This is a genomic window from Streptomyces sp. NPDC059668, from assembly GCF_042734135.1.
Taxonomy (GTDB): domain Bacteria; phylum Actinomycetota; class Actinomycetes; order Streptomycetales; family Streptomycetaceae; genus Streptomyces.
Genome location: NZ_JBHWEL010000093.1, coordinates 14,559 through 29,654 on the forward strand (window position 1 = coordinate 14,559; position 15,096 = coordinate 29,654).

The window sequence follows — 15,096 nt, forward strand, 5'->3', positions numbered from 1 at the left end:
AACCGGCCCCAACCGGGGGGCCGTTGCCTTGGGTTGGCGATGGCACAGGAACACGGGCCACGGCCTTCAGGGGGAGGAACGATGGCGGACAGCTTCGGACCCATGCGTGTCGAGGATGCCGACGGCGGTGTGGTCGGCATGAGCCCGGACACGGGCGCCACACGCAAGGAGCCCATCCGTGTCCTCGTCGTGGACGACCACGCCCTCTTCCGCCGCGGTCTGGAGATCGTGCTCGCGGCCGAGGAGGACATCCAGGTCGTCGGCGAGGCGGGGGACGGGGCGGAGGCGGTCGACAAGGCGGCCGACCTGCTCCCGGACATCGTGCTGATGGACGTACGCATGCCGAAACGGGGCGGCATCGAGGCCTGCACCTCCATCAAGGAGGTGGCCCCCAGCGCGAAGATCATCATGCTGACGATCAGCGACGAGGAGGCGGATCTCTACGACGCGATCAAGGCCGGTGCGACCGGATATCTCCTCAAGGAGATCTCCACGGACGAGGTGGCCACCGCCATCCGCGCGGTGGCGGACGGCCAGTCGCAGATCAGCCCCTCGATGGCGTCGAAACTGCTCACCGAGTTCAAGTCGATGATCCAGCGGACCGACGAGCGACGGCTGGTCCCCGCGCCGCGGCTCACCGAACGCGAACTGGAAGTTCTCAAGCTCGTCGCGACCGGAATGAACAACCGGGACATCGCCAAGGAGTTGTTCATCTCCGAGAACACGGTGAAGAACCACGTGCGCAACATCCTGGAGAAGCTCCAGCTGCACTCCCGGATGGAAGCGGTGGTGTACGCGATGCGGGAGAAGATCCTCGAGATCCGCTAGCCCCACCGCGCTCCCCCCACCGCACCGCGGGGCAGGGCGTGTCGAGGGCGGTCCGGCGCCGCCCACGCCCGGCGTCCGCCCGGCACAGGGGCGGGGGCCGGGGCTGAGGTCAGGACGTGGGCCGGGACGGCGCGTCGCCACGCGGGTGGCCGGTCCGGTGGGGTCACCCGAGGGTGCGCGCCAGCTCCCTCGTCAGCGGGTCGCGCAGCTCGGGCGCGTCCACCCGCTCCACGCGCACGCTCGTGCAGTCCACCCAGCTCGCCGCCTCCACCAGGGCCTGGGCCACCGCGGGGACCGCCTTGGCGCCGTCCAGGGTGACCTGCTTGGCGACCAGGGTGCGCCCCTCCCGGGCCGGATCCACCCGGCCGACCAGGCGGCCGCCGGCGAGGACCGGCATCGCGAAATAGCCGTGGATCCGCTTGGCCTTGGGCGTGTACGCCTCCAGGCGGTGGGTGAAGCCGAAGATGCGCTCCGTCCGGGCCCGCTCCCAGACGAGCGAGTCGAACGGGGACAGCAGCGTCGTACGGTGACGGCCGCGCGGAGCCGTCTCCAGGGCCGCCGGATCGGCCCACGCCGGCTTGCCCCAGCCCTCCACGGCTACCGGGACCAGCCCCGAGTCCGCGATCACCGCGTCGACCTGCTCGCCCCTGAGACGGTGGTAGTCGGCGATGTCCGCGCGGGTGCCGACGCCCAGGGACTGGCCCGCGAGGCGGACCAGGCGGCGCAGGCACTCCGCGTCGTCCAGCTCGTCGTGGAGCAGGGCCTCGGGGACGGCGCGCTCCGCGAGGTCGTACACCCGCTTCCAGCCGCGGCGCTCGGTGCACACCACCTCGCCGTACATCAGCGCGCGCTCGACGGCGACCTTCGTGCCCGACCAGTCCCACCACTCGCTGGTCCTCTTCGCGCCGCCCAAGTCCGTCGCCGTGAGCGGGCCTTCGGCGCGCAGCTGCTTGACGACCTGGTCGTAGACACCGTCCGGCAGGGCGTGGTTCCAGTGCGGGCGGGCGCGGTAGGCGCGGCGGCGGAAGGCGAAGTGGGGCCACTCCTCGATGGGGAGGATGCAGGCCGCGTGGGACCAGTACTCGAAGGCGTGCGCTGCGCCGTCGGCGCCCGGCGTCCAGTACGCCTCGTCCACCGTCCTGCGGCCCACCGCGCCGAGCCGGGCGTACGGGATGAGTTCGTGGGAGCGGGCGAGGACGGAGATCGTGTCGAGCTGGACCGCGCCGAGGTGCCGCAGGACTCCGCGGACGCCGGACCTGCGGTCCGGGGCGCCCAGGAAACCCTGGGCGCGCAGGGCGATGCGGCGGGCCTCGTCGGCGGAGAGGTCGGTGGCGGGACGCGGGAGACTCGTCATGCCCGCACGATAGGCGGTGGCACTGACAGTGGCCGCCGGGCCCGGGGTCCGCAGGCCCGGGGGGCTTCGCCGGCGGGCCGCGCGCGGCGGCCGGACGGGCGCGCGGGTCGGTGTCCCGCCGGCTGTCCCGGTCTCAGCGTCGGCTGTCCCGGTCTCGGCGCGGGGCGGCCCGGTCTCAGGTGGCCGGCGGACCGGAGGGGGCCGGGAGGTACGGCGCCGTCGAGGGCAGGCCCAGGTCCGAGGGGAGCAGGGAGCCGATCCAGCAGTCGCGGCGTACGCCCTTGTTGTTGATGGCGGAGCGGAGGGTGCCCTCGATGGTGAAGCCGGCCCGTTCGGCCACCGCGCGGGAGGCCTGGTTGCCGACCTCGGCGCGCCATTCGACGCGGTCGACGGCGAGGCTGGTGAACGCCCAGCGGGAGGCGGCGACGGTGGCTTCGGTGAGATAGCCGTTGCCGCGGTGCTCCTTGGTGGCCCAGAAGCCGACCTCGCCGACACCCAGGGAGCGCATGGTGATGCCGAGCATGCCGGCCAGTTCCCCGGAAGGAAGGAAGACTCCGAAGGTGAACATGGAGCCGTCCGCCCAGCCGTCGGGCACCATCTGGTCGGTGAACCCCGCCGCGTGCTCGTGGAGATAGGGCGACGGGATCGTGGTCCAGCGCTGGATGTCGGGATCCTGGACGGCGTCGAACACGGCGTCGGTGTCGTGCGATCCCACGGTGCGCAGGAGCAGACGGGCGGTGGTGAGCGTGACGGGGTCCATCGGGCGATTCTGCTCGGGCTGCCGTAAGGGCGCCATTCCTTTGCCGTGGGTGATGCTTCGGTTACTTTTCGCTGCGTGGACGCGGCACCTTACGCAACCCCTGTCCGTTGTCCTAGTGGCTGTCGTGGGCAGACCTCCCGGTGCGGTGGGGTCCTCGCTTACGATGGCCGTTGCTCAAGCTGCTCTTGACACCGCCATTCAAACCGACCGTCCCAGGCCCGACCGGCAAGGAGACAAACCCCCGTGTCCGTCCTCTCGAAGATCATGCGTGCAGGCGAAGGCAAGATCCTGCGCAAGCTGCACCGCATCGCGGACCAGGTCAACTCCATCGAAGAGGACTTCGTCGACCTCTCCGACGCCGAGCTGCGGGCCCTCACCGATGAGTACAAGCAGCGGTACGCCGACGGCGAGAGCCTCGACGACCTGCTGCCCGAGGCGTTCGCCACGGTCCGCGAGGCCGCCAAGCGCGTCCTCGGCCAACGCCACTACGACGTGCAGATGATGGGTGGCGCCGCGCTCCACCTCGGCTACGTCGCGGAGATGAAGACCGGTGAGGGCAAGACCCTGGTCGGCACGCTGCCCGCGTATCTGAACGCCCTCTCCGGAGACGGCGTCCACCTGATCACGGTCAACGACTACCTGGCCGAGCGCGACTCCGAAATGATGGGCCGCGTCCACAAGTTCCTGGGCCTGACCGTCGGCTGCATCCTGGCCAACATGACGCCGGCCCAGCGCCGCGAGCAGTACGCGTGCGACATCACCTACGGCACGAACAACGAGTTCGGCTTCGACTACCTGCGCGACAACATGGCGTGGGCCCAGGACGAACTCGTCCAGCGCGGTCACAACTTCGCGATCGTCGACGAGGTCGACTCCATCCTCGTCGACGAGGCCCGTACGCCGCTGATCATCTCCGGCCCGGCCGACCAGGCCACCAAGTGGTACGGCGACTTCGCCAAGCTGGTCACCCGCCTGAAGAAGGGCGAGGCCGGCAACCCGCTCAAGGGCATCGAGGAGACCGGCGACTACGAGGTCGACGAGAAGAAGCGCACCGTCGCCATCCACGAGCCCGGTGTGGCCAAGGTCGAGGACTGGCTGGGTATCGACAACCTGTACGAGTCGGTCAACACCCCGCTCGTCGGTTACCTGAACAACGCCATCAAGGCCAAGGAACTCTTCAAGAAGGACAAGGACTACGTCGTCATCGACGGCGAAGTCATGATCGTCGACGAGCACACCGGCCGTATCCTCGCCGGCCGCCGCTACAACGAGGGCATGCACCAGGCGATCGAGGCGAAGGAAGGGGTGGACATCAAGGACGAGAACCAGACCCTCGCCACGATCACCCTCCAGAACTTCTTCCGCCTCTACAGCAAGCTCTCCGGCATGACCGGTACGGCGATGACCGAGGCCGCCGAGTTCCACCAGATCTACAAGCTCGGCGTCGTCCCGATCCCGACCAACAAGCCCATGGTCCGCAAGGACCAGTCGGACCTGATCTACCGCACCGAGGTGGCCAAGTTCGACGCGGTGGTGGACGACATCGCGGAGAAGCACGAGAAGGGCCAGCCGATCCTCGTCGGTACGACGTCGGTCGAGAAGTCCGAGTACCTCTCGCAGCAGCTCTCCAAGCGCGGCATCCAGCACGAGGTGCTGAACGCCAAGCAGCACGACCGCGAGGCCACGATCGTCGCCCAGGCGGGCCGCCGGGGCGCGGTGACCGTCGCCACGAACATGGCCGGCCGAGGCACCGACATCAAGCTCGGTGGCAACCCCGAGGACCTCGCCGAGGCCGAGCTGCGTCAGCGCGGCCTCGACCCCGAGGAGCACATCGAGGAGTGGGCCGCCGCCCTGCCCGCCGCCCTGGAGAAGGCCGAGCAGGCCGTCAGGGCGGAGAACGAGGAGGTCAAGGACCTCGGCGGGCTCTACGTCCTGGGCACCGAGCGCCACGAGTCCCGGCGTATCGACAACCAGCTGCGCGGCCGCTCCGGCCGTCAGGGCGACCCGGGCGAGTCCCGCTTCTACCTCTCCCTCGGTGACGACCTGATGCGCCTCTTCAAGGCCCAGATGGTCGAGCGCGTGATGTCGATGGCGAACGTGCCGGACGACGTGCCGATCGAGAACAAGATGGTCACGCGCGCGATCGCGTCCGCCCAGTCGCAGGTCGAGCAGCAGAACTTCGAGACCCGCAAGAACGTCCTGAAGTACGACGAGGTGCTCAACCGCCAGCGCGAGGTCATCTACGGCGAGCGCCGCCGTGTCCTGGAGGGCGAGGACCTGCAGGAGCAGATCCAGCACTTCATGGACGACACGATCGACGCGTACATCGGGGCCGAGACCGCCGAGGGCTTCGCCGAGGAGTGGGACCTCGACCGTCTGTGGGGCGCCTTCCGGCAGCTCTACCCGGTGAAGGCCACCGTCGACGAGCTGGAGGAGGCGGCCGGTGACCGCGCCGGTCTGACCGCCGAGTTCATCTCCGAGTCCGTCAAGGACGACATCCACGACCAGTACGCGGCGCGCGAGGAGCAGCTCGGCTCCGAGATCATGCGCGAGCTGGAGCGCCGGGTCGTGCTCTCCGTGCTGGACCGCAAGTGGCGCGAGCACCTCTACGAGATGGACTACCTCCAGGAGGGCATCGGTCTGCGCGCCATGGCGCAGAAGGACCCGCTCGTCGAGTACCAGCGCGAGGGCTTCGACATGTTCGGCGCCATGATGGACGGCATCAAGGAGGAGTCCGTCGGCTACCTGTTCAACCTGGAGGTCCAGGTCGAGCAGCAGGTCGAGGAGGTCCCGGTCGAGGACGCCGCGCCGTCGCTGAACAAGGAGGACGTCGTCCCCGCGGGCGCGCGTCCCGAGATCCGCGCCAAGGGCCTCGACGCTCCGCAGCGTCCCGACCGGCTGCACTTCTCCGCGCCCACCGTGGACGGCGAGGGCGGCGTGGTCGAGGGCGACTTCGCCAACGACGACGAGCCCGTGCGCTCCGAGGCGGACGGCCTCACGCGCGCGGAGCGCCGCAAGCAGCAGAAGAGCAGCAGCCGCCGCCGCAAGAAGTGACGGCTGGGCCCGGCAGGGCCGCTCCGTGACGCGCTGACGGCCGAGGGGCCGGACACCTCTGGTGTCCGGCCCCTCGCCCTGTTCAGCCGTCGTCGGCGGCGCGGGGCATACGGGGGCCGCCCAGCTCCACCGCCGTGCACCGCCAGCGGAGGTCGGGGCCCTGTTCCAGACGGAAGGCCATGGCGCGGATCCGGTCGCCCGCGCCGATGCGGGCGAAGGCCTCGATCGCGCCGGGGCGGGGGACGTAGTAGCCGATGTCGCGGACGACCGGCCGGGTGCCGCGGGTGCGCAGCCGGCCGCGTTCGGCGAGCCAGGCGAGCTCGTCGTAGGCGCGGCCCGCGGTGTGGCGCAGCATGCAGTGGACGGGGCGCTGACCGCTCAGCACGGCGAGCAGGCGGTCGGCGAAGAGATCGGTGGGCCGGGGCTGCGGAGCGGGGGCCTGCCGGGTTCCGCCCGGGCAGGGGGCCGGGACGGGCGTCGTACGCGGCGGTGACGGCGGCGGGCTGCCCGCGGGGGCCGTACGGGGAGCGCCGCCGCCCGGGGCGCGGGGCGGGGTGGTGCCCGGGCGCCGCGAGTCCTGGCGGCCGGGAGGGCGGGTGCCCGGGCGGCGCTGCGTCCTGGTCATCACCTTGTTCATGCGTCGTCCCCGCTCGTTGCGGCCCGGTCGGTACCGGGCGGTAACTTTCGTGTCGGAGATCTTGTACGAGGTGGGAGCGGGGGCTCGCAAGGATGTCCGGCGCGCGTGGCGGCCGCCGCGGGATTCACCTATCAGGGTGGCCGGCGGGTGCGCCGACCTTGGTACGAAAGGGGCGTACCGGGTGAATCTCCGGACCGGTGTGGACGTCGCGGGCGACAGGGTCCGGGACCCGAAAGAGGACGCCCGCACGTATCCTGAAGGCCCTCCCGGGAGGCGCGGGACAGCCCTCCCGGGCAGCTCTGCGACCGACCAGGAGCTCTCCGACTACGAAAGCGGCCCACCATGCGCGTCTACGTCCCTCTGACCCTCTCCGGTCTCGCCGAGGCGCACAAGACGGGGGAACTGGGATCGGGGCCGTTCGTGGCGTACGCGGTCACGCCCGCCCTGCGCGAGTGGTATCTCTCCGACGACATCGAGGAGCTCGAGTACGCCGCGCTGAACCGGGCCGCGCTGGCCTCGCTCCGGCTGCTCGCGGGCGAGCGGGACACCGTGCGGCGCCGGGTGGTCGTGGCCGTCGACGTCCCCGACCGCGCGGCGGTCGCCGATCCCGACCGGGGGCTCGATCCGGTGGCGCTCGGAGAGGTGCGGGTGTCCGGGCCGGTGCCGCTGGCCAAGGCGGCCGCGGTGCACGTCGACGCCGACGACGCCGAGGAGGACGTGTCGGCCGCCGTGGGGGCGCTCGGGGCGGCCGATCACGGTGACGACGACGCGCAGTTCGTCGTGGACGGGGCCGAGGACCACGAGCTGCTCTGGTTCGCGACGCAGGAGATCCCCAACCTGGTGGGGCTCGGGGACTGAGGCGCCCGCCCGGTCCGGCGGTCCGGCGCACCGGCCCGGCGCAACGATGTCGGTGGGGCCGGGTACGTTCTTGCCATGGGGAAGAACGGAGCAGCAGCGCACATCGTGTGGGACTGGAACGGGACTCTGTTCCACGACAACGCCGCGATCATCGGCGCGACGAACGCGGCGTTCGCCGAACTGGGACTGGAACCGATCACGCTGGAGCGGTACCGGGAGCTGTACTGCGTCCCGGTGCCCAGGTTCTACGAGCGGCTGATGGGGAGGCTGCCGACGGACGCCGAGTGGGAGATCATGGACGAGACCTTCCACCGGTACTACACGCAGCACCGCACGGCCTGCGAGCTGACCGAGGGGGCGGCGGCGCTGCTCGCCGGGTGGCGGTCGGCGGGCCACAGCCAGTCACTGCTGAGCATGTACGGCCACGACGAGCTGGTCCCGCTGGTCAGAGACTTCGGTATCGAGCCGCACTTCGTACGGGTGGACGGGCGGACGGGGCCCTCCGGCGGCAGCAAGGCGGAGCACATGGTGCGGCACATCGGCGCGCTCGCCGGGGTGGACCCGCTGCGCACGGTGGTGATCGGGGACGCCGCCGACGACGCGGTCGCGGCACTGCACGTGGGGGCCCGGGCCGTGCTCTACACCGGTGGATCGCACGGTCGGGCGAGCCTCGAGGTGGTGGGCGTGCCCGTGGTGGACAGCCTGGCCGAGGCGGTCGAGGAAGCCGAGCGATTGGTCCGGACGGTGGTCTGACCGCGGCCGGCCGGTACGGGTGGCTGGTACGCCGGGAGGGGGTCGTACGGGCGTCAGGGCCGCCTCGTACGGCCTCCTGCCGGTGGCTGTGCCTACGGGGACTCCGGTAGGGCTCTCCGCCTCCGCACCCTGCCAAGGGGCTCCGCCCCCTGGACCCCCGTTTCGCCTGAAAGGCTCGTCCTCAAACGCCGGACGGGCTGGAGGTGCGGGCCTGCGCCTGGAAGCACCGGAGTCCCACCTGTGGCCGACGGCGCGTCCCCGTCACCGGCTCCCCGCGAACGGCTCACGGCGACCGGCTCCCCTCGAACGGCTCACGGCGACCGGCTCACCGCCACCGGCTCCCCGCGAACAGCTCACGGCGACCGGCTCCCCGCGACATGCTCACCGCGAACGCCTCCCCGCCACCGGCTCCCCGCCACCGGCTCCCCGCCACCGGCTCCCCGCCACCGGCTCCCCGCCACCGGCTCCCCGCCACCGGCTCCCCGCCACCACCTCCCCGCCACCGCCTCCCCGCCACCACCTCCCCGCCGTCAGGTCACCGGTGCCTTCGCGCGCAGTACCGTGAGGAACTCGCGCATCCAACCGGGGTGGTCCGGCCAGGCGCGTGCCGAGACGAGTGTGCCGTCTACCACCGTCTCCGCGTCCTGGAAGGTCGCGCCGGCCGTCTGCATGTCCGGCTCCAGGGCCGGATACGCCGTGACGCGGCGCCCGCGCAGGGCGTCGACGGAGGCGGTCAGGAGCGGTCCGTGGCAGATCTGGGCCACGGGCTTGTCCGTCTCGAAGAAGGACCTGAGGATCTTGCGGAGTTCGGGGTCGCCCCGCAGGTACTCGGGAGCGCGCCCGCCGGGGATCACCAGGGCCGCGTACTGGCCGGGATCGACCTCGCTGAAGGCGAGATCGGCGGGCCAGGTGTAACCGGGCTTCTCGGTGTACGTGTCGAATCCGGGTTCGAAGTCGTGGACCACGAACTGGAGCTTCTTGCGGCTGGGGGCCGCGATGTGGACCTCGTAGCCCTCCTCGCGCAGGCGCTGGTACGGGTACAGGACCTCCAGTGACTCCGCCGCGTCACCGGTGACGATCAGGATCTTCGCTGCCATGTCGCTCCGCTCTGTCAGCCGTGGGTGTCTTCGTCAGCCGTCCTGGGCAACGTGCTCCCGCGGGAGGGACTTGCCAAGGGGGCGTGCGGCATGCGGACACCCGGAGCGGCCGTTCGCGGGGTGCGCGGGCGGTGCGCCTGTCGTGCCGGTGGCGGTGTTCCCCGTGCTCACAGGGGCCGCGCGGACCGCGTCCGCAGCCCGGCGAGGACCGTGCGAGCCGCCCCATGGCCCGCACTGCACGTTACCGTCCCTTTCGTCCCTGTGCAGACTGTCAAAGTTCGCCCCCCGCTTTTGTACACATACGGCTCATGACGAGTCCGGGGTGAGGAGCGATAGCCTGGTGACGTGATCAGCGCGATATCTCGCGGGGGCGCCGTCGCCCCTGCCCCGCGCCCGGAGACCACGGACGACATCCGTGACCGGGCGTCAGTCGCTGACCTTCGCGGGCGGGACGGAGCGGCAAGCGCACTCCGTATGCCGATGACACCCCGTGGACGGACGTCGCCGAGAGCAGCGTCACAGTCTCCGGGGGTGCCGAACATGGCCGATATCCCCCCGCTCATCTCTCCATGCGGCATAGCGTCGGACCAGACCGGACACCCCGCGTCACGGCGTCACGTCGGAGAAGAGACCGTACTTCCTTCTACGTCACGCAACGGCGCGCGACAGGAGCCAGAGGACAATGCAGACCAAGCTGGACGAAGCAAAGGCCGAGCTGCTCGAACGGGCCGCCCGGGTAGCTGAGAACAGTCCGGTCGGGGGGCACCTACCGACCGTGAAGACGGGCACGGGCACCCCCGACCGGGAGACCGTGCTCGCGTTCCTCCAGCGCTACTACCTGCACACCGCCCCGGAGGACCTGACCGACCGTGACCCGGTCGACGTCTTCGGAGCCGCCTTCTCGCACTACCGACTGGCCGAGAACCGCCCCCAGGGCACGGCCAGCGTCCGCGTGCACACGCCCACCGTCGAGGAGAACGGCTGGACCTGCAGTCACTCCGTCGTCGAGGTCGTGACCGACGACATGCCCTTCCTCGTCGACTCGGTCACCAACGAGCTGTCCCGGCAGGGGCGCGGCATCCACCTCGTCATCCACCCGCAGGTCGTCGTACGGCGTGACGTGACCGGCGAGCTCATCGAGGTGCTGCCCGGCCGGCCCGTCGCCGACGAGCTGTCGCACGACGCGCACATCGAGTCCTGGATCCACGTCGAGATCGACCGCGAGACCGACCGGGCCGACCTGAAGCAGATCACCGCCGATCTGCTGCGGGTCCTGTCCGACGTCCGCGAGGCCGTCGAGGACTGGGAGAAGATGCGCGACGCCTCGCTGCGCATCGCCGAGGAACTGCCCGCCGAGCCGACCGCGGGCGACCTGCGCGACCGTGAGGTCGAAGAGGCCCGTGAGCTGCTGCGCTGGCTCTCGGACGACCACTTCACCTTCCTCGGGTACCGGGAGTACGAGCTGCGCGACGACGACGTGCTGGCGGCGGTGCCCGGGACCGGGCTCGGCATCCTGCGCTCCGACCCGCAGCACGGCGGCGACGACAGCCACCCCGTCAGCCCCTCCTTCGAGCGGCTGCCCGCCGACGCCCGGGCGAAGGCCCGCGAGCACAAGCTCCTGGTGCTCACCAAGGCCAACAGCCGTGCCACCGTGCACCGGCCGTCCTACCTCGACTACATCGGTGTGAAGAAGTTCGACGCCGCCGGCAACGTCGTCGGCGAGCGGCGCTTCCTCGGACTGTTCTCCTCGGCCGCCTACACCGAGTCCGTACGGCGTGTCCCCGTCGTCCGCCGCAAGGTGGAGGAGGTCCTCAGGGGCGCGGGCTTCTCGCCCAACAGCCACGACGGCCGCGACCTGCTGCAGATCCTGGAGACGTACCCCCGCGACGAGCTCTTCCAGACGCCCCCCGACGAGCTGCGCTCCATCGTCACCTCCGTGCTCTACCTCCAGGAGCGGCGGCGGCTGCGGCTCTACCTGCGCCAGGACGAGTACGGGCGCTACTACTCGGCGCTCGTCTACCTCCCGCGCGACCGCTACACCACCGGCGTACGCCTTCGGCTCATCGACATCCTGAAGGAGGAACTCGGCGGCAGCAGCGTCGACTTCACGGCCTGGAACACCGAGTCGATCCTCTCCCGGCTGCACTTCGTGGTCCGGGTCCCGCAGGGCACCGAGCTGGCGCAGCTCAGCGACGCCGACAAGGACAGGCTGGAGGTGCGGCTCGTCGAGGCCGCCCGCTCCTGGGCCGACGGGTTCGCCGAGGCGCTGAACGCCGAGTGCGGTGAGGAGCGCGCGGCCGAGCTGCTGCGCCGCTACGGAGCCGCCTTCCCCGAGGGCTACAAGGCCGACCACACCCCGCGCGCCGCCGTCGCCGACCTGGTCCACCTGGAGAAGCTCACCGACGACGACACCAAGGACTTCGCGCTCAGCCTGTACGAGCCGGTGGGCGCCGGTCCCGGTGAGCGCCGCTTCAAGATCTACCGCACCGGCGAGCAGGTCTCCCTCTCCGCGGTGCTGCCGGCCCTCAACCGCCTCGGCGTCGAGGTCACCGACGAGCGCCCCTACGAGCTGCGCTGCTCGGACCGTACGACGGCGTGGATCTACGACTTCGGGCTGCGGCTGCCCAAGTTCCTGAACGGCAACGGCGACTACCTCGGCGACGACGGCCGCGAGCGCTTCCAGGAGGCGTTCGCCGCCACCTGGATGGGCGAGGCCGAGAACGACGGCTTCAACGCCCTCGTGCTGGGCGCCGGGCTGACCTGGCGGCAGGCGATGGTGCTGCGCGCCTACGCCAAGTACCTGCGCCAGGCCGGTTCGACCTTCAGCCAGGACTACATGGAGGACACCCTCCGCAACAACGTCCACACCACCCGGCTGCTCGTCTCGCTCTTCGAGGCGCGGATGTCGCCGGAGCGCCAGCACGCCGGTGTCGAGCTGACGGACGCCCTGATGGAGGAGCTGGACGCCGCCCTCGACCAGGTCGCCTCGCTCGACGAGGACCGGATCCTGCGGTCCTTCCTCACGGTCATCAAGGCGACGCTGCGCACCAACTTCTTCCAGAAGGCGGTGGGCGGCAAGCCGCACGAGTACGTCTCCATGAAGTTCGACCCGCAGGCCATCCCGGACCTGCCGGCGCCGCGCCCCGCCTACGAGATCTGGGTGTACTCGCCGAAGGTGGAGGGTGTGCACCTGCGCTTCGGCAAGGTCGCGCGCGGAGGCCTGCGCTGGTCCGACCGGAGGGAGGACTTCCGGACGGAGATCCTCGGACTGGTCAAGGCGCAGATGGTGAAGAACACCGTCATCGTGCCGGTCGGTGCCAAGGGCGGCTTCGTCGCCAAGCAGCTGCCCGACCCGTCCGTGGACCGCGACGCGTGGCTCGCGGAGGGCATCCGCAGCTACCGGACCTTCATCTCCGCCCTGCTCGACATCACCGACAACATGGTCGCCGGTGAGATCGTGCCCCCGGCGGACGTGGTCCGCCACGACGGGGACGACACCTATCTGGTGGTCGCCGCCGACAAGGGCACCGCCACCTTCTCGGACATCGCCAACGAGGTCGCCGAGAGCTACGACTTCTGGCTCGGGGACGCCTTCGCCTCCGGCGGTTCGGCCGGTTACGACCACAAGAAGATGGGCATCACCGCCCGCGGTGCCTGGGAGTCCGTCAAGCGGCAGTTCCGGGAGCTGGGGGTGAACACCCAGACCGAGGACTTCACCGTCGTCGGCGTCGGTGACATGTCCGGTGACGTGTTCGGCAACGGCATGCTGCTCAGTGAGCACATCAGGCTGGTCGCCGCCTTCGACCACCGGCACATCTTCCTCGACCCGACCCCGGTCGCGGAGACCTCGTACGCCGAGCGCCGCCGCCTCTTCGAGCTGCCCCGCTCCTCGTGGGCCGACTACGACACCGCGCTGATCTCCGCCGGCGGCGGCGTCTTCCCGCGGACCGCCAAGTCGATCCCGGTCAACGCCCACGTCCGCGAGGCCCTCGGCATCGACGCCGGGGTCGCGAAGATGACCCCGGCCGACCTGATGAAGGCGATCCTCCAGGCGCCGGTCGACCTGCTGTGGAACGGCGGCATCGGCACCTACGTCAAGGCGTCCACCGAGTCGCACGCCGACGTCGGCGACAAGGCCAACGACGCGATCCGCGTCGACGGCGCCGACCTGCGCGTCAAGGTCGTCGGCGAGGGCGGCAACCTCGGCCTGACGCAGCTGGGCCGGATCGAGTTCGCGCAGCACGGCGGCAAGATGAACACGGACGCCATCGACAACAGCGCGGGCGTGGACACCTCCGACCACGAGGTGAACATCAAGATCCTGCTCAACGCCGTGGTGGCCAACGGGGATCTGACCGTCAAGCAGCGCAACAAGCTGCTCGCCCAGATGACCGACGAGGTCGGCCACCTGGTGCTGCGCAACAACTACGCGCAGAACGTGGCGATCTCCAACGCGCTCGCCCAGTCCGGGAGCATGCTCCACGCCCAGCAGCGCTTCCTGCGCCACCTGGTCAGGGAGGGCCACCTCGACCGCGCCCTGGAGTTCCTGCCGACCGACCGCCAGATCCGCGAGCGCCTCAACTCCGCTCAGGGGCTGACCGGTCCGGAGACGGCCGTCCTGCTCGCGTACACGAAGATCACGGTCTCCGACGAACTGCTCGCCACCTCGCTGCCCGACGACCCGTATCTGCAGAGCCTGCTGTTCGCGTACTTCCCGACGGCCCTGCGGGAGAAGTTCCGCGAGCAGATCGAGGGACACGCGCTGCGCCGCGAGATCGTGACGACCGTGCTGGTCAACGACACGGTCAACACGGGCGGTACGAGCTTCCTGCACCGCCTGCGCGAGGAGACCGGTGCCTCCCTGGACGAGATCGTCCGGGCGCAGACCGCGGCCCGCGCGATCTTCGAGTCGAGCACGGTGTGGGACGCGGTGGAGGCACTCGACAATGTCGTCGCCGCCGATGTCCAGACGCGGATCCGGCTGCACTCCCGCCGGCTCGTCGAGCGCGGTACGCGCTGGCTGCTCAACAACCGGCCGCAGCCGCTCCAGCTCGCCGAGAACATCTCGTTCTTCCGCGAGGGGGTCGCGCAGGTCTGGGGCGAGCTGCCCAAGCTGCTGCGCGGCGCGGATCTGGAGTGGTACCAGCAGATCTTCGACGAGCTGTCGGGCGCGGGCGTGCCGGAGGAGCTGGCGACCCGGGTGGCCGGGTTCTCCTCGGCCTTCCCGACGCTGGACATCGTCGCGGTGGCCGACCGCATGGGCAGGGACCCGATGGCCGTCGCCGAGGTGTACTACGACCTCGCCGACCGCCTGAGCATCACCCAGCTCATGGACCGCATCATCGAGCTCCCGCGTGCCGACCGCTGGCAGTCCATGGCCCGCGCCTCGATCCGTGAGGACCTGTACGCGGCCCACGCCTCGCTCACCTCCGACGTCCTCGCCGTCGGCAACGGCACCTCGACCCCCGAGCAGCGCTTCAAGGCCTGGGAGGAGAAGAACGCGGCGATCCTGGGCCGCGCCCGCACCACTCTGGAGGAGATCCAGGGCTCCGACTCGTTCGACCTCGCCAACCTGTCGGTGGCGATGCGCACGATGCGGACCCTGCTGCGGACGCACTCGTAGTCCGCAGGTTCCAGACGTTCCTGGGGCGGGGGGGCGGGGCGCGCGGCCCCGGGGGGCGGCCCCCGGGAGCCCTCGCCGCGCCGCACGCCCCGAGAAAAAGAGACAGCACTCATTAAAGATTATATTGAAAAT

General features: G+C 70.6%; 9 protein-coding genes. 5 read left to right on the forward strand and 4 right to left on the reverse strand.

The annotated features are described in order from the left end of the window. Window positions 1–81 precede the first annotated feature (81 nt). A complete protein-coding gene (locus ACFV2J_RS37955; protein WP_385085145.1) occupies window positions 82–828 on the forward strand; it encodes a response regulator in 747 nt (248 codons plus the stop codon). A 163-nt stretch (window positions 829–991) separates the two neighbouring features. On the opposite strand, the gene ACFV2J_RS37960 is transcribed toward ACFV2J_RS37955, so the two are convergent. Next, window positions 992–2,182, reverse strand: coding sequence for a winged helix-turn-helix domain-containing protein (locus tag ACFV2J_RS37960; protein ID WP_385085143.1), 1,191 nt, complete (start codon window positions 2,180–2,182; stop codon window positions 992–994). A gap of 175 nt (window positions 2,183–2,357) precedes the next feature. Next, a complete protein-coding gene (locus tag ACFV2J_RS37965) occupies window positions 2,358–2,942 on the reverse strand; it encodes a GNAT family N-acetyltransferase (protein ID WP_385085141.1) in 585 nt (194 codons plus the stop codon). A gap of 243 nt (window positions 2,943–3,185) precedes the next feature. Between ACFV2J_RS37965 and secA the strand changes: the two genes are divergently transcribed. Then, window positions 3,186–5,996, forward strand: coding sequence for a preprotein translocase subunit SecA (gene secA, locus ACFV2J_RS37970; RefSeq protein ID WP_385085139.1), 2,811 nt, complete (start codon window positions 3,186–3,188; stop codon window positions 5,994–5,996). Between the two features lie 82 nt (window positions 5,997–6,078). Here secA and ACFV2J_RS37975 read toward each other — a convergent pair whose 3' ends face one another. Beyond that, window positions 6,079–6,633, reverse strand: a complete 555-nt coding sequence (locus tag ACFV2J_RS37975; protein ID WP_385085137.1) for an Rv3235 family protein — start codon at window positions 6,631–6,633, stop codon at window positions 6,079–6,081. Between the two features lie 342 nt (window positions 6,634–6,975). On the opposite strand from ACFV2J_RS37975, the gene ACFV2J_RS37980 reads away from it, so the two are divergent. Beyond that, on the forward strand, window positions 6,976–7,491 hold the full coding sequence (locus ACFV2J_RS37980) for a DUF6912 family protein (protein ID WP_385085135.1): 516 nt from the start codon (window positions 6,976–6,978) through the stop codon (window positions 7,489–7,491). Window positions 7,492–7,566: 75 nt separating this feature from the next. Next, window positions 7,567–8,244 carry an HAD family hydrolase gene (locus ACFV2J_RS37985; protein ID WP_385085133.1) on the forward strand — a complete coding sequence of 226 codons (678 nt, stop codon included), beginning with the start codon at window positions 7,567–7,569 and terminating at the stop codon, window positions 8,242–8,244. Between the two features lie 530 nt (window positions 8,245–8,774). Here the strand turns inward: ACFV2J_RS37985 and ACFV2J_RS37990 are convergent. After that, window positions 8,775–9,341, reverse strand: a complete 567-nt coding sequence (locus ACFV2J_RS37990; protein WP_385085131.1) for a DJ-1/PfpI family protein — start codon at window positions 9,339–9,341, stop codon at window positions 8,775–8,777. A 682-nt stretch (window positions 9,342–10,023) separates the two neighbouring features. Between ACFV2J_RS37990 and ACFV2J_RS37995 the strand changes: the two genes are divergently transcribed. Next, complete coding sequence (locus ACFV2J_RS37995) at window positions 10,024–14,964, forward strand: NAD-glutamate dehydrogenase (RefSeq protein WP_385443022.1); 4,941 nt, start codon at window positions 10,024–10,026, stop codon at window positions 14,962–14,964. The last annotated feature ends 132 nt before the right edge of the window (window positions 14,965–15,096 follow it).